We start from the raw sequence: 22,418 nt of genomic DNA, 5'->3' as shown, positions 1-22,418 counted from the left end.
TACAAGCTGGAAGATGAACAAGACGCTTGCCGAGGCGCTGCATTTCGCCGAGGCGCTGGCCGGCTTCATCCCCGGTTTCGATGATCGCATCCAGCCTTTCATCATCCCGCCCTTCACGGCGGTGCGCGAGGTCAAGCGGGCGCTGTCGTCGACGCGCGTCAAGGTCGGCGCCCAGAACATGCATTGGGCCGACGCCGGCGCCTGGACCGGCGAGATATCGCCGCTGATGCTGAGAGACTGCGGGCTCGATCTGGTCGAACTCGGCCACAGCGAACGGCGGGAGCATTTTGGTGAGACCGACCGCACCGTTGGGCTGAAGACGGCGGCCGCCGTGAAACACGGATTGATACCGCTGATCTGCGTCGGCGAGACGCTGGCAGAGCGCGAAAGCGGGCAGGCCGATGCCGTTTTGAGCGCCCAGGTAGTAGGCGCCCTGCAATTCCTCGAAGGCGAGGCGAAGGGCGCAAAGATCCTGTTCGCCTACGAGCCGGTCTGGGCGATCGGCGACAAGGGCATTCCGGCCAGCGCCGACTATGCCGACAAGCAGCAGGCGCTGATCAAGCGGGTGGCCGGCCTCCTGCTGCCGTCCGTGCCGCCGGTGCTCTATGGCGGCTCGGTCAACCCCGGCAATGCGGCCGAACTGGTCGGCCAGCCTAATATCGACGGCCTGTTCATCGGCCGCTCCGCCTGGCAGGTCGATGGCTACATTGACATCCTCCGCCGCGCTTCCGCGGCGATCTGAAATCATCCGAACACGAAAGGGAAAAGCCATGAAAATAGCCATTGGAGCCGACAGCGCCGGCAAGCCGCTGCTCGACGTCATCGCCGCCCACCTGGCGACCAAGCCCGGCCTCACCGTCAGCGATCTCAGCCAGGCCGGCTACTATGCCGACCTGTCGCAAAAACTCGCGCAGACGATCATCGACGGCGAGAACGAGCGCGGCATCCTGTTCTGCGGCACCGGCATCGGCGTCTCGATCTCGGCCAACAAGGTGCCGGGCATCCGCGCCGCGCTCACCCACGACACTTATTCGGCCGAGCGCGCGGCAAAATCCAACAATGCGCAGATCATCACCATGGGCGCCCGTGTCATCGGCCCGGAACTGGCCAAGGCGATCGTCGACACGTGGCTGGCCTCGGAGTTCGACGAGAAGGGTCCGTCGGCCGGCAATGTCCAGGCGATCGACAGGCTCGATGCTGCGAAGGGCTAAGCAAGACCGTCGCGCACCGCGCGGATCACGGTGACGGCCGAGGCGGCGCCCGGGTCCATATGCCCGAGCGATCGCTCGCCGAGCCGTGAGGAGCGGCCTTTGGCGGCGATCATGTCCTTGGTCGCTTCAGCACCGGACTCGGCGGCGGCAAGGGCCGCCTCGAGGCTCTGAGACAAAGTCTTGCCGGCGGCATGCACGACAGCGGCCGCTTCCGCCGCTGGCTGCCAGGCATCGACCATCGTCTTTTCGCCGGGTTCCGCCTTGCCGCGATCCCTGATGCCTTGCGCCATGGCATGGAACAGGGCGACAACGTCGGCGTCTGCAAGCTTGGCTTTGCCCTTGACCGCGGCGGCCGCGCGCATGAAGGCCGTCGCATAGAGCGGGCCTGACGAGGCGCCGACGGCATTGAGGAACGACTTCGCTGCCAGGTTGAGCAGAGCCGTCGGCTCGATCGTTGCAAGGTCGAGCGGCGCCAGCGCGTCGCGTACGGCATTGAAGCCGAGCGCCATCGCAATGCCGTGGTCGGCGTCGCCAATGACCCCATCGAGTTGGCAGAGACGGTCCCTGTCGGCCTCGATCGCCACCGCGATCGTATCGAACATTCTCTTCAGGTCAGCGGCGTCTATGGTCACGAGAACGCTCTTTCGTCAGCCGGCACGGAACATGGCGCAGTCGCAGGGGTGGTCGAGCATGGTCCGCAACTCCTCGTCGAGATGAAGAAGCGTCACCGAGGCGCCGGCCATTTCCAGCGACGTGCAGTAATTGCCGACCCAGGTCGCGTGAATGGAAACGCCGATGTCGTCGAGCCGCTGCTTGACCCGCCGGTTCATGATGTAGAGCTCCATCAGCGGCGTCGAGCCGAGCGAATTGACCAGCACCGCGACGGTGTCGCCGCGCTTCGGCGCCATCTCGGCGAAAATCTTGTCCAGCATCTCGTCGGTGATCTCGTCGGCGGTCTTGAGCGTGCCGCGCGCGATGCCGGGTTCGCCATGGATGCCCATGCCGATTTCCATTTCGTCGGCGCCGATCTCGAAATTCGGCCGCCTGGTCTGCGGCAGCGAGCAAGGCGACAGCGCCACGCCCATGGTGAAGGTGTGGTCGTTGGCCTTGCGCGCGATGCGCTCGACCTCGTCCAGGGAGAGCATCCGGTCGCAGGCGGCGCCTGCCGCCTTGAAGATGAAGAAATTGCCGGCGACGCCGCGGCGCTTGTGCCGCTGATCGCGCGGTGCCGAGGCGACGTCGTCGGTGGTCAGCACCGTGCGCACCTCGATGTCGTCCATGGCTGCCATTTCGGCCGCCATGTCGAAATTCATAACGTCGCCGGCATAGTTGCCGTACATGAACAGAACGCCGGCGCCGCCGCTAACCGCCTTGGCGCATTCGAGGATCGGATCGGGCGGCGGCGAGGCAAAGACGTTCCCGACAGCCGCCGCGTCCGCCAGTCCCTTGCCGACAAAGCCGAGAAAGGTCGGCTCATGGCCGGAGCCGCCGCCGATCACCAGGCCGACCTTGCCGGGCCGCGGCCCGTCGCGGGCGATGATCGAGCGCGGGCTGCCGTCCGCGCTTCTGAGGTGGCGAGGATGCGCGGCGAGGATCCCTTCGAGCATTTCGTCGACGGCGCGGTTGCCGTCATTGATGATCTTCTTGGTCTGCACCGGCATCCTCCCGACTTTTCGCAAATACTACCGGGTGTTATCGCGATTTCCACCCGGCCGGGAAGATTTCATGCCGCGATCTTTTCTCGTGCGGCGAGAATTTCCACACACGCCTTGGCCGCTTCCTTGCCCTTGACGGTGAAGTGCTCGAAGAAGAAGCGGTGGTGCTCGGCGCTGTCGTGATAATTGTGCGGCGTCAGCACCGCCGAAAGCACTGGCACGCCGGTCGACAGCTGCACGTTCATCATGCCGTCGATGACGGCGCTGGCGACGAACTCATGCCGGTAGATACCGCTATTGACGACGAAGGCCGTGCCGAGGATTGCGGCATAGCGGCCGGTCTCAGCCAGGGTCTTGGCGTGCAGCGGGATTTCGTAGGCGCCGGGCACGTCGAAGACATCGACGGCAAAGCGATCGCCTCCGATATCGGCAAGTTCCGCCTCGAAGGCCTTTACGCACTGGTCAACGATATCGGCGTGCCAGCGCGCACGGATAACAGCGATGCGGGTGGTTTCATAGTCTTTGTGGGAATGCTGATTCATGGGTCCATCCTTCCGTTTCGAACCAGAATCAGGACGCACGATACGCAATCCGGCCCGCCGGAGCGGTCCGTTTTCCGTTTCGTTCTCTTTCATCCGGACTCTAACCGTCGGCTCCGGAATCACACCGGATCTGCTGACCTTTCCAACTAGAGCGCCAGGCGTCCTTTTGGACGCGTAAAGGACGCACCAGCACTTAAGAATCCACGCAGATGCGTGGACTTGGAAAGCGCTCGCGGGCTTCGGCCGAAACCGTTACCGCCGGTGGGGACTTTCACCCCGCCCTGAGAACATTACGGGCTTTGTATGGAAGGGCAGGGCTGGGCTGTCAACCGCATGAAAGGCTGCTGGCCAATTACGTTCCGTCGACTGGAGCAATGGCGTCAAGGAAGCGCTCTATCGCGTGCGCCACGCCGCCGCCGCTGCGGCAACCAGCATCAGCAACGCCGCGACCATCGCGCAGAAGGCAAAGCCGAAGCTGGAATAGAGCGGCCCGAAGCCGGTGGTGCCGATAAAGACCGCCAGATAGGTTACCGCGCTGTTCAGGCCCATGATCGTGCCGCGCCGTGAGGGATCGAGTGCCGACAGGCGCGTCACCAGGACGTTCAATCCGAAATGATTGGCTAGTCCCCACATCGCCACCATGGCGAGCGTCAGGCCGAAACTGTTGCTTGTCGCGGCAATGGCGACATAGACGGCGGCGACAAGAAGATAGGCGAACGGCATGACGCGACGGGCACCCAGGCGATCGATGACGCCGTCGAGGAGAGCCGCCGTGCCGAAGCCGATGCCATAGGCGAGCGCGGCCAGCCCATTGGCGCTGACCGGCTCTCCCAGGCCGACATGAAGATGGTCACCCAGATAGCCATAGACACCGTAGAACGAGGTCATGAAGGCGGCGCAGGCAACCAGCAGCGGCAGAATTCCGGGAATGCTCAGCGCCTCCAATGGGGCGGGCGCCGGCCCGGCCTTCCGGGCGTCGCTGAGCGACGACATCGTCAGCCCCACCCATGCCAGGGCGGCAAGTATCGCGACGGCGGCAAAGACGGCGCGCCAATGCACCAGATCGGCAAGTACCGCCGACAGCGAAACGCCGGCCACCATGCTGAGTGTCCATCCGGTCAGCACGACGCCGATGGTGCCGCTTTCGCGGCCGGGTGGCGCGATCGCCGCCGAACTGGCATAGATCGCCGGCATGGCGACGCCGGCGGCAATACCGGCGACCAGCTGGGCCGCGACCAGCATGATCAGTATCGGTGCGACAGCACTGGCAATCAGGGCCATGGCCAGCAACAGCAATGCCCCTTGCAGCATCCGGCGGGCGCCGAGCCGGTCGATATGGCGGGCCAGGAACAGGGCGCTCGCCGATGTGCCAAGGCCAAAAGCGGCTGCCGCGATCATCACGGTCGGCACGCTGCTTGCGAAAGACGCGGCCACGGCCGGAGCTATCGGCCCCAGGACCAGCGAATTCGAGCCGATCACCGCGATGCATCCGGTTAACAGATAGGCGAGGGCCGGGATTGGCGGCCTGGTATCGGCTGGCACTGTGGCTTGATTGCTGTTCGACATATCAGCATAATGGCCGTATTAAATTCCGTGGCAATCAGGATTGTCGATATGGATGAAGAAACAGATACCATTCCGCGGAACGCGCCAGCGCCCCGCGACGTCGACGCGATTGACCGAAAGATATTAGGTGTCCTCGTCGACGATGCCACGGTCAGCTATGCCGAACTGGGGGACCGCGTCGGTCTTTCGCCGCCAGCCGCTCACGAGCGCGTCAAGCGACTTCGACGCAGCGGCGCCATTCGCGGCACCGCTGTTATCATCGATCCCAAGGCGGTGAAGAAGCCCCTGCTGGCCTTCGTCCATATCGATACCAGGGGCTGGGGCAAGACACCGGAGCTGATGGCGGTTTCGCAGTATCCGGAAGTCGAGGAGATCCACACCGTCGCCGGCGATACCTGCATGCTGCTGAAGGTCCGCACCGAAGATACGCGGGCGCTGGAAGGCCTCCTCGCTCGCCTCTACGAGACGCCTGGCGTCACCTCGACGCGCAGCTATGTGGTGCTGTCGACCTATCTCGAGCGTCCGGTGCAGCCCGGCGTCACCGACACCTGGCCGACGCCGGGCCATATGAGCAAGCCGCTATACTAAATCCGCGCGGTAGTTAGTCAGCCCGATACCGCCGGCTATCCCCTCTCGGGGAACATTGCCTTCAGGCCCTCGCGCGAAGCCTTGGCGACGCCGCGTTCGGTGATCAGCCCGGTCACCAGCCGTGCCGGGGTGACGTCGAAGGCCGGGTTCGCGGCCGGCGTCGCCTCGGGCGAGATGCGTACCTGGGCGATTTCACCGCCGGCGGTCTTGCCCCACACCAGCGAGACCTCGTCGGCCGAGCGCTGCTCGATCGGGATTTCGGCCAGCCCGTCATGGACCGTCCAGTCAATGGTCGGCGAGGGCAGCGCGACATAGAACGGCACGTCATTGTCGGCAGCGGCGAGCGCCTTCAGATAGGTGCCGATCTTGTTGCAGACATCGCCGTCGGCGGTGGTGCGATCGGTGCCGACGATGACCATGTCGATCACACCGCGTTGCATCAGGTGGCCGCCGGCATTGTCGACGATCAGCGTATGCGGCACGCCATGGCCGGCCATCTCCCAGGCGGTCAGCTGGGCGCCCTGGTTGCGCGGCCGCGTTTCGTCGACATAGACATGGACCGGGATGCCGGCTTCGGTTGCCAGATAAATCGGCGCCGTGGCGGTGCCATAGTCGACGGTCGCCAGCCAGCCGGCATTGCAATGGGTCAGGATATTAACGGTTTCGCCCGGCGGCTTGCGCGCCGCGATCGCCTTGATGATGGCAAGCCCGTTCTCGCCGATGGCGCGGTTCAGCCCGACATCTTCGTCGGCGATCTCGCTGGCGCGCCGATAGGCGGCCGCGGCGCGTTGTTCCGTGGGCAGCGGCTTGAGGAAACGCCGCATCTCGTCAAGCGCCCAGCGCAGGTTGATCGCCGTTGGGCGCGTCTCGTGCAGCGTCTCCCAAACCGCATCGAGCGCTTCGTCGGACGCGTCATCCGCCATCTGCATGGCAACGCCATAGGCAGCGGTGACGCCGATCAGCGGTGCACCGCGCACCCACATGTCGCGGATCGCCGTCGCGATGCCGGCGACGGTGCTGACCGTCTCGATGCGAAAGTCATGCGGCAGCCAGCGCTGGTCGATGATGTCAACCGAACGTCCGTCATCGCTCAGCCAGATGGTTCGGTAGTGGCGGTCGCCTACGTTCAAATGCTGTTCTCCCGTTCGATCAAGGCGGCCAGGGTGTTGACCTCGTCGATGCTGTGTATCTGGCGCCGGTTGACGGCGATGTGACGGCCGAATTTGAGTGCCTTCGCCTCGCAGGAGGCGCGTAGGTCCTCATCGTCGATGGCGTCGAAATCGGCATTGTGGGCGAGGCCGAGGATGCGCCTGTGCACCTCGATGCCGGCAAAGCCGAGCAGGTCGGTCCAGATCCCATGCAGCACATGGTCGAGCCCCTGCTCGGCGCCCAGCCTGTCGCCCTGATCCTCGAACAGGCTCTTCTGGTAGAGCATGCCGGTGCGCTCGCTGCGCCATAGATGCGAGAACTCGGCGCGGAACACCGCCCAGGTCTCGGCGGTGACCCCAAGCAGGTAGGCGCGCATGGCATCGCGCTTTCCGTTCTGCTCATGCCCGCGTTGCGAGAAGAAGGACATCCAGAAATTGGCGAGCAGCATGCCGACGTCGAACGCCATCGGGCCGTAAAACGCGAACTCCGGGTCGATCATCCGGGTCTCGCTGTCGGTGACCATGATCGAGCCGGAATGCAGGTCGCCATGCAGCAGCGTCTCGGCATTGGCGGCGAAGATGTGCTTCAGGCGTTGCGCCTCGACCTTGAGGTCGCGATCGGCGCGCAGTTGGCCGACCAGACCATCGAGCTGCGGTGACGTATGCCGGTTCATCTTGGCGTCGAAATAGGGATCGGAGAACACGAGATTCTCGGTGATGTCGCAAAGTTCGACATTATCGGCGAACAGCGCCAGGTCGGCCTTGCGGTCCCTGGCAACCATCGAAAGATCGGAGCCGCGGAACAGCGTGCGGGCCATGAACAGGCCGATATCCCTGGCAATGTTGGGCAACTGGCGCCCGTCGATCAGGGCGCGCCTGAGAATGACGTGCGGCGGCGCCAGATACTCCATGATGATCAGCGCCTGGCCTTCGTCGAAGTGATAGATCGCCGGCACCGATCCCGGCGCGCGCGCCTCTTGCCTTGTCAGAGCGTGATATTCGAAGAAGGATCGCTTCAGCGGCAGCGGCCAGCTGTCGCCGACCAGGCGGACATAGGGCAGGGCCTGCTTGACCACGGCGGCGCCGCTGGCGCCCTCGACGATGAACACCAGGTTCAGATTGCCGTCGCCGACCTCACGGACCTTCCAGTGTGTCGTGTCCTTGCCAATCCTGGCACTCAACGCCTCGTTCGTGCCGAGGCGCGTTGCAAGCGTCTCCACCGATAACGCTTCGAATGGCAATTTCCCGGTCATTCTTCTCCCTCCCGCCTGTGCGCTCCGATCATAAGGGAGCCTTGGCGGCGAGGCCAAACTAGGAAGCCGTCTGGCAATTGTCAATCGTGTTGACAATTGCCGACATAGTCCATAGCGTCACGGTCAGGGAGGAACGCATGGTCGGCAATGCCGTGTTCCGCGTAGAGGGACTGAGGAAATCCTTTGGCCGCAACGAGGTGCTTGGCGGCATCTCGCTCGAGCTGCATTCCGGCGAAGTCACCGTGCTGATGGGTGCCAACGGCGCCGGCAAATCCACCCTCGTCAAGATCGTCAGCGGCGTCTACGAGCGTGGCGGCGGCACCATGACGCTTGCCGAGCAGAATTTCGCGCCGAGCACGCCGGCGGAAGCGATCCGCGCCGGCGTCGTCACCGTGCACCAGAACATCAATGACGGCGTGGTCGCCGATCTCGATGTCGCCACCAATCTGACGCTCGACAGGTTGAGCGGCAAGGGCGTGCCGACCCTGTTCAATCCGGCCCGCGTGCGCCGCGAGGCCAAGGCGGTTGCCGACCGCATGGGGCTGGCCATCGATCTCAAGCCCCGCGTCAACGACCTTTCGCTGGCCGATCGCCAGATGGTGGCGATCGCGCGCGCCCTGGCGCATCAGCCGAAAGTGCTGATCCTCGACGAGCCGACCTCCTCGCTCTCCAGCGCCGAGGCCGACCGGCTGTTTGCCCTGGTCGACAGGCTGCGCGAGCAGGGCGTGGCGATCCTCTATATCTCGCACCGCATGTCCGACATCAGGCGGCTCGCCGACCGCATCGTTTCGATGCGCGACGGCATCATTTCGGGCGCCTTCAACACCAAGCCGCTCGACTATGAAGGCGCGGTCAACGCCATGCTCGGCCGCAAGATCCATCTCGACCAGATCGTGGTCAGGAGTTCGGCCAAGCCGGTCCTGACAGTTGAAGGCCTGCGCATCGCGCAGGGCGCCAAGCCGATCTCGCTGACGCTTGGCGATGGCGAGGTCGTCGCCGTCACCGGGCTCGTCGGCGTCGGCAAGACGGCACTTGCCGAAACGCTGTTCGGCGTCCGCAGGCCGCTCGCCGGCACCATGACGATGCACGGCAAGCCCTATGCGCCGCGATCGGCGGGCGATGCGATCGCTGCCGGCGTGTTCCTCGTCGCCAAGGACCGCGCCAGCAGCGGCATCGTCGGCGGCTTCAACATCGAGCGCAATGTCAGCCTGCCGTTCCTGAAGCGGATGTCGAATCTGGGCGTGCTCAAGCGCCGTCTCGAACGCGCCACCGCGCGCCGGCAGATCGAGGAACTCGGCATCGTCTGCCGCTCCGAGAAAGACGAGATGTCGGCGCTTTCCGGCGGCAATCAGCAGAAGGTCATGGTCGCCCGTTGGATGGCGCAGGATGCCACGCTGTTCATCCTCGACGAGCCGTTTCAGGGCGTCGATATTTCAGCAAGGCGCGACATCGCCGCCAAGCTCAGGGCAAGCGCGCATGGCCGCGCGACGCTTCTGTTCGTCACCGAACTCGATGAGGCGCTGGAAACGGCCGACCGCATCCTGGTCATGTCGGAGCACACGATCGTCGGCGAACACCGCAACGCCGATGTCGATCTCGACCGGCTGCTGGCCGAGGTTGCCGGCGGACCGTTGCACAGCGCCGCCTGAGCGTGGCGATCGATAGAATTGGAATGGAGAGACCATGGGTCCGAGTTGGGTAAGAATGGTGGCGTCGCGCGGGAGCGCTGAATGACGCTGCGCGACTACGCGATCCGCTATGGGTTCATTGTCCTTTTGTTCGGGCTCGTCGCTTATTTCGCGATCGCCGCCGACGGTTTCGTCTCGCCGCAAAGTGCCGTCTTCATCTTCCAGTCGGTCGCCATCACCGGCGTTCTGGCGCTCGGTGTCACCGCCACGCTGGTCGTCGGCGGCTTTGATCTGTCGATCGGCTCGGTCGCCACCTCGGCCATGATGGCAGCGGCCTATGTCATGGTGGTGCTGGAGCAGAACGCAGTCGTGGCGGTCATCGTCTGCCTGCTCATCGGCGCCATTGTCGGCCTGATCAATGGCTGGCTGATCGTCTATATGCGCGTGCCCGATCTGCTGGCGACGCTCGGCATGATGTTCCTGCTCGTCGGCCTGCAGCGCATCCCGACCGAGGGCCGCTCGATCGCCACCGGCATGACCATGCCCGACGGCTCGGTCGCCAACGGCAAGTTCGGCGATGCCTTCCTGGCGCTCGGCCGCCACCGCTTCGATTTCTTCATCCCGAACCTGATTCCGGTGTCGGTCGTGGTGCTCATCGTGCTCGCCGTGCTGATCTGGTTCTTCCTCGAATACACCCGCTTCGGCCGCATGATGTATGCGGTCGGCTCCAATGAACGGGCCGCCGAACTCGCCGGTGCACCTGTCAAGGCATACAAGATCTGGGCCTACGTCATTTCGGGTGTTTTTGCCTCTATCGGCGGCATATTGCTCGCCGCCCGGCTTGGACGCGGCGACATCGCCTCGGGTAATAATCTGCTGCTCGATGCGGTTGCCGCGGCGCTGATCGGCTACGCGGTGCTCGGCGCCGCCAAGCCGAACGCCTTCGGCACCGCTGTCGGCGCGCTGTTCGTCGGCATCTTGCTGCAAGGCCTGACGATGATGAACGCGCCTTACTACACGCAGGATTTCGTCAAGGGCGTGGTTCTGGTCGTCGCCCTTGTCTTCACCTTTGCCTTGTCGGGCAGGGGCAGGGGGTAGTTCGGCCGGACAGGATTTTGGGTTCAACAAGAGTGGAGGAAAACAAAGTGAAGATCACAAGAAGACTTCTAGGAAAGGTGGCGCTCGGACTGGTCGGCGCAACCATGTTGATGCAGGTCCCGGCGCTTGCCGCCGACAAGCCGGCGCCGTTCGACAAGCCCGGCGTCAAGATCGCGCTGGTGCGCTACCTCTCGACCGGCGACTTCTTCCAGGCTTATCTCTCGGGCGTCGAGGCGCAGTCGAAGGCACTAGGCATCGACCTGCGCGTGCTCGACAGCCGCCAGGACGCTGCCCTCCAATCCGACATGGTCGACCAGGCCATCGCGCTTGGCGTGCAGGGCATCATCATCCAGCACGGCCTGACGGAATCGATGAAGGACGCCGCCCAGCGCGCGGTCGACGCCGGCATCAAGGTGGTGGCTTTCGACGTCAATGTCGAAAATCCCAAGATTCCGCAGATCGAACAGTCGGATAAGGATCTGGCGCGGCTCGCGCTGGAGCAGGCGGTCAAGGACAATGGCGAGCGCTGGAATGCCGGCTATGTCTATGTCGCCGGCATCGCGCCGCTCGACCGCCGCAACGAGACCTGGGTCGATGTGAAGAAGAAATATGCCGGCATCAAGGAAGTCGCGATGTTTGGCACGCTCGACAACCCGATCGCGAACTCCGTCGCCAACCAGGCGCGCTCGGTGCTGACGGCCCACTCCGACATCAACGTGATGTTCGCGCCTTACGACGAGTTCGCCAAGGGCGTGAAGATTGCCGTCGACGAAGCGGGCCTGAACAAGAAGATCAAGATCTATTCGGCTGACATCTCGACCTCGGATATCGCAGCGATGCGCGAACCCGACAGCGCCTGGGCAGCGACCGCGGCCACCAATCCGGCCGTTGTAGGCCAGGTTTCGGTGCGCGCGCTGGCGCAACTGCTCGCCGGTGAAGATCCCGGCCACAACGTCATTGTGCCGCCGACGCTGATCACCCAGAAGGAACTGATCGACAAGGACATCAAGAACATGGAGGACCTGTCGGCCAAGCTGCCGCAGTTCGCCCATGCCGATGTCGCCATGCCTGCCTGGATGCCGAACCCGAACGCGAAGTAGGTATGGTCATCGCACAAACGACAAGGGCGGCCCGCGAGCCGCCCTTTTTGTTGTTGGTTAGAAATGCCTACCGCAGCGCTGCCGCGATGTTGCCGCCGTCGACCGTCGTCACGTCGGCGGTGGTGCGTTCGGCCAGCGCGTGATGCAGGAAAGCCTGCGCGACGTCCTGTGCCGTCACTTCCTGGCCGAGCAGATTGCCCGACATGTATTCCTTCTCCGACACGCCGCGCGCGCCGGAGCGGCTGGCGATCATGGCGTCGGTCAAAATGCCGGAACGGATGCGGTCGGCGTTGACGGCGTTTGAACGGATGCCGTGGGCGCCGTAGTCGAGCGCGTATTGCCTGGACAGGAACAAAGTCGCCGCCTTCGGCACGCCATAGGCGCCGAATTTCGGACCCGGATTGACCGCCTGTTTGGAGGTGTTGAACAACAACACGCCGCCGGTGCCCTGTTCGAGCATGATGCGCACGGCGTTCTGCGCCACCGACTGGTGGGCGAAGAAATTGAGCTCGAAACTCTTGCGCAGCAGCGCATCGTCGAGTTCGCCGATGCGGCCTTCCCAGGCAGCGCCCGCATTGGACACCAGTATGTCGACGCCGCCGAAGACGGCTACCGCTCTGTCGAAGGCGGCACGCACTTGGTGCGGATCGGTGATGTCGGCGCCAACGCCGATCGAATTGTTGCCGGCCTTCCTGGCGGCATCAGCGGCCTTCTCCGCGTCGAGATCGACGACGACCGCATGGGCGCCATTGTCCGCGAACAGTTTTGCTGTCGCCGCACCGATTGCGCCGGCGCCGCCGGTGACCAGCACCACCTGGCCGGTCAGCGGCTTCGGTTTGTTCGACGCGAGCTTGGCCTGTTCCAACGACCAGTATTCGAGCGGGAACAAATCGGCCTTGGACAGCGGGTGGAAACGGCCGACGGCTTCGGCGCCGCGCACCGCCTCGATCCACATCTCGCCGACATCCGATGCGATCCTCGCATCCTTCAGCGTGCGGCCGTGGCCGAACATGCCGAGCCCCGGCACCAGCGTCAGCCGTGGCATCGGGTCGAGCATGGTGCGCTTGACGTCGTCAAGCGCATCGTTGGTTTCGAAATAGGCGCGGTAATCTGCGACGAAAGCGTCGACGTGGCTCTTGATCACGGCCTTGTAGTCGCCGACCTTGTCGGCGTCGGGCGCCGGCACCGCCATCGGCCCGGTCTTGATGCGGATCGACAGGTCGGGCGTCGACACGCCGCGTCCGGCATAATCGGCGATCTCGGCCGAGTTGATGAAATCGACGATCGTGTCCGAGGTGCGGAAGTCAGAGATCATGCGATCGAAGCGGCCTTCGCCGCGCGCCACCGCGACGGCGCCGCGCAGCATCGGAGAGATGGACGCCGGCGTCGCCAGCTTCGCCGGCAGCGCAGCCTTTGCAGGCTGTGGCTTGGCGTGCCTGGCGACATAGTCCTCGGCGACGTTCACATAGTGGATCATCCGGTCATAGGCTTGCCTGGCATCGTCGCCGAACGTGAAGATGCCGTGCTTGTCGAGGATCAGGCCCTCGACCGTCGGGTCGGCATCGAAGACATCGGCAGCCGCCTTGGCGAGGTCGAAGCCGGGCATGATGTAAGGGACATAGCCCATCTTGTCGCCGAACACCGTCTTCACCAGGGGCTTCGAGTCTTCCTGGTCGACGATTGCGAGGATGGCGGTCGAATGGGTGTGGTCGACGAATTTGTGCGGCAGGAAGGCATGCAGCAACGTCTCGACCGAAGGATTGGGCGAGGATGGGTCGATGAGGTTTGCCCGCTGCAGGGCGACCATGTCCTCGTCGGCGAGCTTGTTGAGCCTGCGCGCCTTGAGCAGCGCGCCCATCTTCACCGCCGGCAGCCCCTGCGGCTCGATGACGGCCATGTCCCAGCCGCTGCCCTTGACGCACAACACATCCCATTCGTCTCCAAGGAGGTCGGTTGCCTTGGTCTTGCAGGAGGTGTTGCCGCCGCCATGCAGCACGAGCCGCGGCTCGCCGCCAAGCAGCCGCGTCGTGTAGACGCGCAGTGCCAGGTCGCCGCCGACGCCTTTCCCCGCATAGTCGGCAACCATCTTTTCCGCGTCGCCGTCATTCCAAAGGTTCTTCATTTCGCTTCGTCCGATTCCGTCTTTTGTTGGTCATGAACAGGAAGCCGCGACGTGCTGATGACAGAAGCGGCAGGGGTAATATCTACGGTGCTTTCTTGCCGGCTGCGCCGGCATGGTCGAGAAGGCGCTGCGCCATCTGCGCGCCGACCACCAGATGCGTGCACAGCCCTCCGGCGAGCGCCGCCAGCAACGGTTCGAATTTGCTGTCCTCCTGCACCACCATCAGACGTTTTTCGATGGCTCGCAGCGATTGCAGGTCCGCCGAAATGACCCGCCGATTGTAGCTGCAGTCGAGCGCCGCGCCGGCGGCGTCGATGATCTGCCCGGCGATCACACCGGCCGCGCCCGCCTTGCGCAGCATCTCCATCTCGCCTGATGTCAGCGCGCCGCATTTGACGACATGGCTGTCGGCATCGACGGTACCGACTGAGAAAAGCATCAGATCGCAGTCGCCAATCCCCGACAATTGTTCGCGGATCACCGGCTCGTCGCGAAGGCCCTGCGCCAGTTCCTCCGTGGTCAGCACCAGCGGCGCGTAGAAATTCAGGCCCTTGGCGTTGAGCCGCCGGGCGATTTCCATGGTGCATTGGTCGGGCCGGTAGGAATAGGGCGCGCCGAGATTGCCGCATAGCTGAACCACCGTGACGTCCTGCAGGTCGGCATAGGACATGATGTCGGCGATGGTGTAGACGGTGCGGCCCCAGGCGACGCCGATGCGATCGCCTTTCTTCACCAATTCGAGAAACACGCTAGCCGCCAGCACCGCTATGTCGGTCGCGGGATCGACGACATAGGCATTCTCAGGCGCGATCCAGACCGCGTCGAGGCCCAGCGCGTCCTCGAGCCGGCGCGCCAATACGTCGTCGGTGAACAGCTGGGTCGAGGTCGAGATGTTGACGATGCCGGTCTCGCGCGCCTTGCGCAGATACATGGCCACCGAAGCACGCGAAATGTTAAGCTGACTTGCAACCTGGTCCTGCCGCAGGCCATGCGCATAATAGAGCCATGCGGCTTTGTGAATGAGCTGTTCTGCCGGTCGGATCGCCATGCCGTCTCCTCGGCTGACATTAGTCACGGCTCTCGACAAAAGTCAAATTGACACGTTTGGGCGTGATCGGCTCTCAGCGAGGCTTATTCGGGACCGTCGTTCTACAAAGCCTGAACACCATGGCATGTTCGACCATTCGGGGGGATGGCCTGACGAGAGGCCTAAGGTTAGAAAGTCGAAAAGGATTTGGGGAGAACGGGATGGGCAATCCTTACGAACAGGATCTCGACAGGAATGCGGCCAACCATCAGCCGCTGACACCGCTCACCTATCTGGAGCGCGCCGCCAAGACCTATCCCGAGCACATCGCCATCATCCATGGCGGCCAGCGCATCCCCTACCGTGATTTCTGGCGCCGCTCGCTGAAGCTCGGCTCGGCACTGCAAAAGCGCGGCGTCGGCAAGGGCGATACGGTGACCGTGATGCTGTCCAACACCCCGCCAATGCTGGAGGCGCATTTCGGCGTGCCGATGACCAAGGCGGTGCTGCACTCGCTCAACACGCGCCTCGATGCAGCGGTCATCGCCTTCCAACTCGACCATGCCGAGACCAAAGTGCTCATCGTCGACCGGGAATTCTCGGGCGTTGTCAGGCAGGCATTGGAATTGGCCAAGGTCAAGCCGCTGGTCATCGACTATGACGATCCCGACTATGCCGCCGACGCGCCCTATCCGAAAGGCGAGCGGATCGGCTCGATGGACTATGAGGATTTTGTCGCCGGCGGAAACGAGGCGTTCGCCTGGTCGATGCCCGACGACGAATGGGACGCCATCTCGCTCAACTACACATCCGGCACGACGGGCAATCCGAAGGGCGTCGTCTATCACCATCGCGGTGCCGCGCTGATGGCCTACACCAACACCATCCATGCCGGCATGGCCAAGCATCCGGTCTATCTGTGGACGCTGCCGATGTTCCACTGCAATGGCTGGTGCTTTCCATGGACGCTGGCCGTTCAGGCCGGCACCCATGTCTGCCTGCGCTGGGTGCGGCCGAAGCCGATCTACGATGCCATCGCCGATCATGGCGTTACCCATCTCTGCGGCGCGCCGGTCGTGATGTCGGTGCTGATCAACGCCAGGGATGAGGACAAGCGCGATTTTCCGCAGGCGGTGACCTTCAACACCGCGGCCGCCCCGCCGCCGGAAGCCGTGCTGTCGGGCATGGCCGACGCCGGCTTTGCCGTCACCCATCTCTACGGCCTGACCGAGACCTATGGTCCTGCCGTCGTCAACGAATGGCATGGCGAATGGGACAGTCTCGCGAAAGGCGAGCGTAGCGCCAGGAAGGCACGCCAGGGCGTGCGCTATGCAGCGCTCGAAGGCCTGACCGTCATGGACCCGGAGACCATGCAGGCAACGCCGACCGACGGCGAGACCATCGGCGAGGTGATGTTCCGCGGCAACATCGTCATGAAGGGCTACCTCAAGAACCGCAAGGCGAGCGACGAAGCCTTTGCCGGCGGCTGGTTCCACTCCGGCGATCTCGGCGTCATGCATCCCGACGGCTACATCCAGCTCAAGGACCGTTCCAAGGACATCATCATCTCGGGCGGCGAGAATATTTCCTCGATCGAGGTCGAGGATGCGCTCTACAAGCACCCGGCCGTGGCGTCATGTGGTGTGGTTGCCCGCGCGGACGACAAATGGGGCGAGGTGCCGGTTGCCTATGTCGAGTTGAAGCCGGGCAAGGCGGCAAGCGAGGCCGAGATCATCGAGCACTGCCGGGCGCTGCTTGCCCGCTTCAAAGTGCCGAAAGCCGTGATTTTCGCTGAGATTCCGAAGACCTCGACCGGCAAGATCCAGAAGTTCCGGCTGCGAGAAATGGCCAAGGGGGCGTAGCTGCACCGCCATTCTTGCTATGGCCCCGACAATTTGTCGCGGACCTGCCTGACTTCGTCACCCTAGGGTGGAGCAGTCGCAAAGCGACGTCGCGGAAACCCTAGGGTCCATTCCGCGACCGCGCGCCCGTGCTCCAACGGCTCTTTGCAGGCTGTCGGTGCTGATCCGCGTAACGCTTTGATCCGCCTCATTCTTTGGCCGACGTCACGGAATGGATCATCGGGTCGGCGCGCGTCGCTTCGCTCCTTGCTTCGCCCGTGGACGCCGACGGGATAGGCGCAAACGGCCAATCGCCGTGCCGCTTATCGCGCGCCCTTCAACTGTCACCATCTGTCACTATCTTATACGTGTACGTCGATTTCGCGTTGACATGGCTCGCTCTTCAATTTACGACTGACGAAAATTGAAATTCGTCACTTGTCAAACGAAAGAGCCATGTCCGAAGCCGCCAACATCATGGTCGATGCCGCCAGGCAGGAGAATGTGACGCGCATTCTCGACTGCGCCGAGCGCCTGTTCCGGCACTATGGCTACGGCAAGACCAATGTCGCCGACATTGCCCGCGAGCTCGGCATGTCGCCAGCCAATATCTACCGTTTCTTTGCCTCCAAGGTTGAAATCCACCAGGCGGTCTGCGGCCGCATGCTCGGCGCCAGCTACAAGATGGCCTACGAGATCATGCACCTGCCGATCAGCGCCGAGGAGCGGCTGCGGCGCTACATCCATGCGCAATACAAGATGACGCTGGAGGTCATGCTCGACGAGCAGAAGGTCCACGAGATGGTCATCGTCGCGCTGGAGCGCGACTGGGGCGTCATCGACAAGCACGTCAACAGCATTCACGACCTGTTTGCCGAGGTGATCCGCGAGGGCGTCGAGACCGGGGAGTTCAGGCAGCAGGATCCCGAAGCCGCCTCGCGCTGCTTCGGCGCCGCTACAGTCATCCTTTGCCATCCGCAAATGGTGGCGCAGTGCCTTGCCAAGACCAACCGGGCAATGCCCGACGAACTTATCGACTACGCCATCAGAGCCTTGAAATAGCCGCCGGCCGCCGGTTTCGACAGTCAGCCTCCAGTCTGGAGTACCACGATGTCTTTGTCCCATTCCATCACTCGCCGGCTGCCGGCCGTCGGCCTCGTCGTTGCGGCGCTCGCGCTTGCCGGCTGCAGCCAGGAGAAGGCCGAGGTCAAGGAGATCATCCGCCCGGTCAAGGTCGTCGAGATCGCCCAGGCACATGACACCCGCATGCTCTCCTATTCCGGTTCGGTGCGGGCCCGCACCGAAAGCGCCCTGGCTTTCCGCGTCAACGGCAAGATCACCGAGCGTCTGGTCGACATCGGTCAGCATGTGGCGCCGGGCGATGTGCTCGCTCGCATCGATCCCACCGACTATAACCTCTCGGTCAAAAGTGCCCAGGCAGCCCTCGATGCCGCCGAACGGCAGGTCGAGACCGTGGAGCTTGCACGCAAGCGTGCCGAACAGCTTTTCGCCAAGAACTTCGCGCCGAAATCGCAGCTTGAACAGGCGACGCTGACCTATGACCAGGCGGTCGCCACGCGCGACTCCGCCCGCTCGTCGCTCGACCAGGCCAAGAACCAGGTCGGCTATACCGACCTCAGGGCAGACAAGGACGGCATTGTCACCGCTGTCAACGCCGATGTCGGCCAGGTGGTCGGCTCCGGCACGCCCGTGGTCACCGTCGCGGTCGACGGCGAAAAGGAAGTGCTGATCGCGGTCCCGGAAATGGAAATCGCCGAATTCAAGCCGGGCAAATCGGTCAAGGCCGGCTTCTGGTCCGACAATGGGCTGATGCTCGACGGCAAGGTCCGCGAAGTCGCCGGCAGCGCCGATACGCAGTCGCGTACCTTCGCCGTCCGTGTCAGCCTGCCCAACGACCCGCGTGTGCTTCTCGGCATGACCGCCAATATCGAAGCGTCGGCGGCCAGCGAAAAGCAGCTCGTATCGATCCCGCTGAGCGCACTGGCCAAGCAAGACAGCCAAGCGATCGTCTGGACCGTCGATCGTGGCGCCGACACCGTTCATGCCCGCCCGGTCAAGGTCGCCGAGTTCGCCGCCGATGGCGTGCGTGTCGCCGAAGGATTGAAGCCCGGCGATATCGTGGTCGCCGCCGGCACGCAGTTCATGACCGAGAATCTGAAGGTCAAGCTCGCCGGTGGCATGGCGCAGCAATCCGCTTCCGCCGAGGGCGAAGACGCCAGCCAGCTGCGCTGACGACAGACAGGTCGGCCGCGCGTTCCCGCGGCCGCAGGTTTCCGGGCGGCGTGCGCCCGAAGGTCGAGACGTCGAGGCCGATGTACCCCCGCATCGATCCTAGCGTCCCACCGCGATGAGTGTCTCTCCGCTCGGAAAGCCTCGCCGCCCGGAAGCCAGATCGAGCATGGATGTTTTCGTTTCGTGCGCCGTGCTTCTTCGAAGCCGCAGGCGCCGGCAAACAAGCAAAGTGGACGAGTACCGATGACCAATTCCACTGAAGAAAAGCGGCCCTTCAACCTGTCGCGCTGGGCCATAGGCCATCCCTCCATCGCCCGCTTCCTGTTCGGGCTGATCATCATCGCCGGTGCGCTCGGCCTGATGCGCATGGGCCAGAAGGAAGACCCCGACTTCACTTTCCGGGTGATGGTCGTGCAGGCGATTTGGCCGGGCTCCTCGATCCAGGAGATGGAGGACCAGGTCGTCAACAAGATCGAGCGCAAGCTGCAGGAGACGCCGCATCTCGACTTCGTGCGCTCCTTCACCCGCGCCGGCAGCGCCATCATCACCGTGCAGATCAAGGGCGACACCAACGCCGCCGAGGTGACGGATGCCTTCTATCAGGTGCGCAAGAAGGTCGGCGATATCTCCGGTGACCTGCCGAAGGGCCTGCTCGGCCCCTATTTCAACGACGAGTTCGGCGACACCTTCATCACCCTGCATTCGATCAGCGGCGACGGCTTCTCCTATCCGGAGCTGAAGAAATTCGCCATCCAGGCGCGCGACATGCTGTTGACGACGCCCGGCGTCGAGAAGGCCGTCATCATCGGCGACCAGCCGGAGAAGCTCTATATCGATGTCTCGTCCAAGGCGCTGGCCGAGCGCGGCCTGACGCTGATCGACCTGCAGAACGCGATCAAGGGCCAGAACAATGTCGATCCGGCCGGTGCCGTCGACACCGGCGCCAATTCGGTGCGCATCTCCGTCGAAGGCGACGTGACCAAGGCCGCCGATATCAGGGAATTGCGCCTGCGCGCCGGCGGCCAGGTCACCCGTCTCGGCGATATCGCCACCGTGACCTCGGGGCTCGAAGATCCCTTCCAGCGCAAATACCGCTTCAACGGTCATGACAGCGTGCAGCTTGGCGTCGTCATGGCCAAGGGGTTCAAAGTCACCGATGTCGGCAAGGACGTCGAGGCGACCTACAAGCGCTTCGAGGAGGCGCTGCCCTATGGCGTGTCGGTCGACCAGATTTCCGACCAGCCGGGCGTCGTCACTGATGCGGTCGCCGAATTCATGCATGCGCTGGGCGAAGCGTTGCTGATCGTGCTCGTCGTCTCGTTCCTGTCGATCGGCTGGCGCTCCGGCCTGGTCATCGCCATCGCCATTCCTCTCGTTCTGGCCGCCACCTTCGCCATCATGTACGAGCTCGGCATCGACCTGCAGCGCATTTCGCTTGGCGCGCTGATCATCGCGCTTGGCCTGCTCGTCGACGACGCCATGATCGTCGTCGAGATGATGGAGCGCAAGCTGGAGGAGGGGCTGGTCAAGGTCGAAGCGGCGAGCTTCGCTTATTCCTCGACCGCTTTCCCGATGCTGACCGGCACGCTGATCACCACCGCCGGCTTCATCCCGGTCGGCTTTGCCGCCTCCACGGCCGGCGAATATGTGCGCACGCTGTTCTATGTCGTCGGCATCGCGCTGATCGTGTCGTGGTTCGTCGCGGTCTATTTCACGCCGTGGCTCGGCAACATGATCTTGAAGCAGCGCAAGCATGCCGGCACCCATCACGATGCGTTCGACACGCGCTTCTACCGGCGGCTTCGTTCGACCGTCGGCTGGGCGGTGCGCCATCGCATCATCGTGCTGGTGATGACGCTGGTGACTTTCGCCACCAGCCTGTGGGCATTTCAGTTCATTCCGCAGAACTTCTTCCCGCAATCGTCGCGGCCCGAAATCCTGGTCGACCTCTGGCTGCCGGAAGGCACCTCGATCAAGGAGGTCGAGACGCAGGCCAAGGCGCTCGAAGCCAAGATGATGGACGACAAGGACAAGCGCTTCATCGCCACCTATATCGGCGAAGGCGCTCCCCGTTTCTTCCTGCCGCTCGATCAGCAGCTCGCCAATCCGAACTTCGCCCAGATGCTGGTGATGGCCAATGACGAGCCGGCGCGTGAAAGGTTGATCGTCAAGCTGCGCACGGTTCTGGCCGAGGATTTTCCCTCGATCCGCGCCAAGGTCGATCGCCTGTTCCTCGGTCCGCCGACCGGCTGGCCGGTGCAGATGCGCATCATGGGTCCGGATCGCCAGGAAGTGCGCCGCATCGCCGACCAGGTGAAGGCGAAGTTCCGCGCGGATCCGCTGCTCGGCGCGGTCCATGACGATTGGCTCGAACCGGTGCCGGCAATGAAGCTGGTCATCGACCAGGATCGCGCCCGCGCGCTCGGCGTCACCTCGCAGCGCATCCGCCAGATGTTGCAGGCGACGATGTCCGGCGCGCCGCTCGACGACTTCCGCGACGGCGAGGAGACGGTGTCCATCGTCGCCCGTGAGCCGGATGCCAGCCGCAGCCTGCTGTCCTCGGTCGACTCGGTCTATATCCCGACCGATTTCGGCGGCTTCGTGCCGCTGTCGCAGGTGGCCAAGGTGGTTCCTGTACTGGAACAAGGCATCGAGTGGCGTCGCGACCGTCTGCCGACCATCAGCGTGCGGGCAACCTTGCCTGACGGCGTGCAGTCGAACGACGTCGTCACCAAGATGTACAAGGATATGCAGGGCCTGCGTGACGGCCTGGCGCCAGGCTATAAGATCGAGATCCAGGGCGGTGCCGAGGATTCGGCCGAAAGCCAGGCTTCCATTGCCGCCAAGGCGCCGATCATGCTTGCCATCATCGTCGTGCTCTTGATGATCCAGCTGCAGAATTTCGGCAAGGCGATGCTGGTGCTGGCCACCGGTCCGCTCGGCATCATCGGTGCGGCCGCGGCACTCCTGATCAGCGGCGCTCCGTTCGGCTTCGTCGCCATTCTTGGCGTCATCGCGCTGCTCGGCATCATCATGCGCAACTCGATCATCCTGGTCGACCAGATCGACCAGGATATCGCCAGGGGCATGGAACGCTCGGAGGCTATCATCGGCTCGGCCGTGCGCCGTTTCCGGCCGATCGTGCTGACGGCGATGACGGCGGTGCTGGCGCTGATCCCGATCTCGCGCGCCGTGTTCTGGGGGCCGCTCGCCTATGCGATGATGGGCGGTATCGTGGTCGCCACGGTGCTGACCATCCTGGTGCTGCCCGCCGGCTACGCGCTGTTCTTCGGCCGCGAGCCAAAGAAGGTGGTGAACAGCGAGCAGGCGCCGGAGCCGGAGCTGCCCGCCGAGCGGCCGCAACTGGCCCTCGCCGCGGAATAGAG

The 22,418-nt window shown here is 63.8% G+C and carries 18 protein-coding genes and 1 riboswitch; of the genes, 10 read left to right on the top strand and 8 right to left on the bottom strand.

Annotated features, from left to right (window positions below; translation table 11 throughout):
* Nucleotides 1-13 precede the first annotated feature (13 nt).
* Complete coding sequence (locus tag EB233_RS25505) at nt 14-742, top strand: triose-phosphate isomerase (RefSeq protein WP_244277672.1); 729 nt, start codon at nt 14-16, stop codon at nt 740-742.
* Nucleotides 743-770: 28 nt separating this feature from the next.
* On the top strand, nt 771-1,211 hold the full coding sequence (derI, locus tag EB233_RS25500) for a D-erythrulose-4-phosphate isomerase (RefSeq protein WP_027041287.1): 441 nt from the start codon (nt 771-773) through the stop codon (nt 1,209-1,211).
* Here derI and dhaL read toward each other — a convergent pair.
* From dhaL to EB233_RS25480, 4 genes are all read right to left on the bottom strand, one after another.
* Nucleotides 1,208-1,843, bottom strand: coding sequence for a dihydroxyacetone kinase subunit DhaL (dhaL, locus tag EB233_RS25495; RefSeq protein WP_064989421.1), 636 nt, complete (start codon nt 1,841-1,843; stop codon nt 1,208-1,210). The genes derI and dhaL overlap by 4 nt on opposite strands.
* A gap of 15 nt (nt 1,844-1,858) precedes the next feature.
* Nucleotides 1,859-2,872 (bottom strand): dihydroxyacetone kinase subunit DhaK, encoded by a 1,014-nt coding sequence (locus EB233_RS25490; protein WP_171892262.1) that lies wholly within the window; start codon nt 2,870-2,872, stop codon nt 1,859-1,861.
* Nucleotides 2,873-2,934: 62 nt separating this feature from the next.
* Complete coding sequence (locus tag EB233_RS25485; RefSeq protein ID WP_064989422.1) at nt 2,935-3,408, bottom strand: 6,7-dimethyl-8-ribityllumazine synthase; 474 nt, start codon at nt 3,406-3,408, stop codon at nt 2,935-2,937.
* A gap of 77 nt (nt 3,409-3,485) precedes the next feature.
* A riboswitch (FMN riboswitch) is annotated at nt 3,486-3,701 on the bottom strand.
* A 100-nt stretch (nt 3,702-3,801) separates the two neighbouring features.
* The gene (locus EB233_RS25480) at nt 3,802-4,974 is read right to left on the bottom strand and encodes an MFS transporter (protein ID WP_064989423.1); all 1,173 of its coding nucleotides are present in this window, start codon (nt 4,972-4,974) and stop codon (nt 3,802-3,804) included.
* Between the two features lie 48 nt (nt 4,975-5,022).
* On the opposite strand from EB233_RS25480, the gene EB233_RS25475 reads away from it, so the two are divergent.
* Entirely contained in the window at nt 5,023-5,562 is a 540-nt protein-coding gene (locus EB233_RS25475; RefSeq protein WP_064989424.1) for an Lrp/AsnC family transcriptional regulator, read from the top strand.
* Between the two features lie 35 nt (nt 5,563-5,597).
* On the opposite strand, the gene mtnA is transcribed toward EB233_RS25475, so the two are convergent.
* Nucleotides 5,598-6,692 (bottom strand): S-methyl-5-thioribose-1-phosphate isomerase, encoded by a 1,095-nt coding sequence (gene mtnA, locus EB233_RS25470; RefSeq protein ID WP_064989425.1) that lies wholly within the window; start codon nt 6,690-6,692, stop codon nt 5,598-5,600.
* On the bottom strand, nt 6,689-7,963 hold the full coding sequence (mtnK, locus tag EB233_RS25465; RefSeq protein ID WP_064989426.1) for an S-methyl-5-thioribose kinase: 1,275 nt from the start codon (nt 7,961-7,963) through the stop codon (nt 6,689-6,691). Before mtnK ends, mtnA begins: the two co-directional genes overlap by 4 nt.
* A gap of 137 nt (nt 7,964-8,100) precedes the next feature.
* Here mtnK and EB233_RS25460 point away from each other — a divergent pair, with 137 nt between their 5' ends.
* The 3 genes from EB233_RS25460 to EB233_RS25450 all read left to right on the top strand — a co-directional run bounded on the left by EB233_RS25460 (nt 8,101) and on the right by EB233_RS25450 (nt 11,789).
* Nucleotides 8,101-9,612, top strand: a complete 1,512-nt coding sequence (locus tag EB233_RS25460; RefSeq protein ID WP_064989504.1) for a sugar ABC transporter ATP-binding protein — start codon at nt 8,101-8,103, stop codon at nt 9,610-9,612.
* A gap of 81 nt (nt 9,613-9,693) precedes the next feature.
* Nucleotides 9,694-10,689, top strand: coding sequence for an ABC transporter permease (locus EB233_RS25455; protein ID WP_064989427.1), 996 nt, complete (start codon nt 9,694-9,696; stop codon nt 10,687-10,689).
* 47 nt (nt 10,690-10,736) lie between these two features.
* Entirely contained in the window at nt 10,737-11,789 is a 1,053-nt protein-coding gene (locus tag EB233_RS25450; RefSeq protein ID WP_064989505.1) for a substrate-binding domain-containing protein, read from the top strand.
* Nucleotides 11,790-11,856: 67 nt separating this feature from the next.
* Here the strand turns inward: EB233_RS25450 and EB233_RS25445 are convergent, their stop codons facing one another.
* A complete protein-coding gene (locus tag EB233_RS25445; protein ID WP_064989428.1) occupies nt 11,857-13,911 on the bottom strand; it encodes a bifunctional aldolase/short-chain dehydrogenase in 2,055 nt (684 codons plus the stop codon).
* An 82-nt stretch (nt 13,912-13,993) separates the two neighbouring features.
* Complete coding sequence (locus tag EB233_RS25440) at nt 13,994-14,959, bottom strand: sugar-binding transcriptional regulator (RefSeq protein ID WP_064989429.1); 966 nt, start codon at nt 14,957-14,959, stop codon at nt 13,994-13,996.
* Between the two features lie 200 nt (nt 14,960-15,159).
* On the opposite strand from EB233_RS25440, the gene EB233_RS25435 reads away from it, so the two are divergent.
* The 4 genes from EB233_RS25435 to EB233_RS25420 all read left to right on the top strand — a co-directional run bounded on the left by EB233_RS25435 (nt 15,160) and on the right by EB233_RS25420 (nt 22,416).
* The gene (locus EB233_RS25435; protein ID WP_064989430.1) at nt 15,160-16,800 is read left to right on the top strand and encodes an acyl-CoA synthetase; all 1,641 of its coding nucleotides are present in this window, start codon (nt 15,160-15,162) and stop codon (nt 16,798-16,800) included.
* Between the two features lie 435 nt (nt 16,801-17,235).
* Nucleotides 17,236-17,841, top strand: coding sequence for a TetR/AcrR family transcriptional regulator (locus EB233_RS25430; RefSeq protein ID WP_064989431.1), 606 nt, complete (start codon nt 17,236-17,238; stop codon nt 17,839-17,841).
* A 48-nt stretch (nt 17,842-17,889) separates the two neighbouring features.
* Complete coding sequence (locus EB233_RS25425; RefSeq protein WP_064989432.1) at nt 17,890-19,032, top strand: efflux RND transporter periplasmic adaptor subunit; 1,143 nt, start codon at nt 17,890-17,892, stop codon at nt 19,030-19,032.
* Between the two features lie 243 nt (nt 19,033-19,275).
* On the top strand, nt 19,276-22,416 hold the full coding sequence (locus EB233_RS25420; protein ID WP_064989433.1) for an efflux RND transporter permease subunit: 3,141 nt from the start codon (nt 19,276-19,278) through the stop codon (nt 22,414-22,416).
* Nucleotides 22,417-22,418 lie beyond the last annotated feature (2 nt).

It is taken from the genome of Mesorhizobium erdmanii, from assembly GCF_013170725.1.
Taxonomy (GTDB): domain Bacteria; phylum Pseudomonadota; class Alphaproteobacteria; order Rhizobiales; family Rhizobiaceae; genus Mesorhizobium; species Mesorhizobium erdmanii.
This window is presented reverse-complemented; position numbering and strand designations above follow the sequence as displayed.

Coding starts and splice junctions, on each gene's coding strand:
- EB233_RS25505 (WP_244277672.1), top strand. CDS start 14: ATGAACAAGACGCTTGCCGAGGCGCTGCATTTCGCCGAGGCGCTGGCC.
- derI (WP_027041287.1), top strand. CDS start 771: ATGAAAATAGCCATTGGAGCCGACAGCGCCGGCAAGCCGCTGCTCGAC.
- EB233_RS25490 (WP_171892262.1), bottom strand. CDS start 2,872: ATGCCGGTGCAGACCAAGAAGATCATCAATGACGGCAACCGCGCCGTC.
- EB233_RS25485 (WP_064989422.1), bottom strand. CDS start 3,408: ATGAATCAGCATTCCCACAAAGACTATGAAACCACCCGCATCGCTGTT.
- EB233_RS25480 (WP_064989423.1), bottom strand. CDS start 4,974: ATGTCGAACAGCAATCAAGCCACAGTGCCAGCCGATACCAGGCCGCCA.
- EB233_RS25475 (WP_064989424.1), top strand. CDS start 5,023: ATGGATGAAGAAACAGATACCATTCCGCGGAACGCGCCAGCGCCCCGC.
- mtnK (WP_064989426.1), bottom strand. CDS start 7,963: ATGACCGGGAAATTGCCATTCGAAGCGTTATCGGTGGAGACGCTTGCA.
- EB233_RS25460 (WP_064989504.1), top strand. CDS start 8,101: ATGGTCGGCAATGCCGTGTTCCGCGTAGAGGGACTGAGGAAATCCTTT.
- EB233_RS25455 (WP_064989427.1), top strand. CDS start 9,694: ATGACGCTGCGCGACTACGCGATCCGCTATGGGTTCATTGTCCTTTTG.
- EB233_RS25445 (WP_064989428.1), bottom strand. CDS start 13,911: ATGAAGAACCTTTGGAATGACGGCGACGCGGAAAAGATGGTTGCCGAC.
- EB233_RS25440 (WP_064989429.1), bottom strand. CDS start 14,959: ATGGCGATCCGACCGGCAGAACAGCTCATTCACAAAGCCGCATGGCTC.
- EB233_RS25435 (WP_064989430.1), top strand. CDS start 15,160: ATGGGCAATCCTTACGAACAGGATCTCGACAGGAATGCGGCCAACCAT.
- EB233_RS25430 (WP_064989431.1), top strand. CDS start 17,236: ATGTCCGAAGCCGCCAACATCATGGTCGATGCCGCCAGGCAGGAGAAT.
- EB233_RS25425 (WP_064989432.1), top strand. CDS start 17,890: ATGTCTTTGTCCCATTCCATCACTCGCCGGCTGCCGGCCGTCGGCCTC.
- EB233_RS25420 (WP_064989433.1), top strand. CDS start 19,276: ATGACCAATTCCACTGAAGAAAAGCGGCCCTTCAACCTGTCGCGCTGG.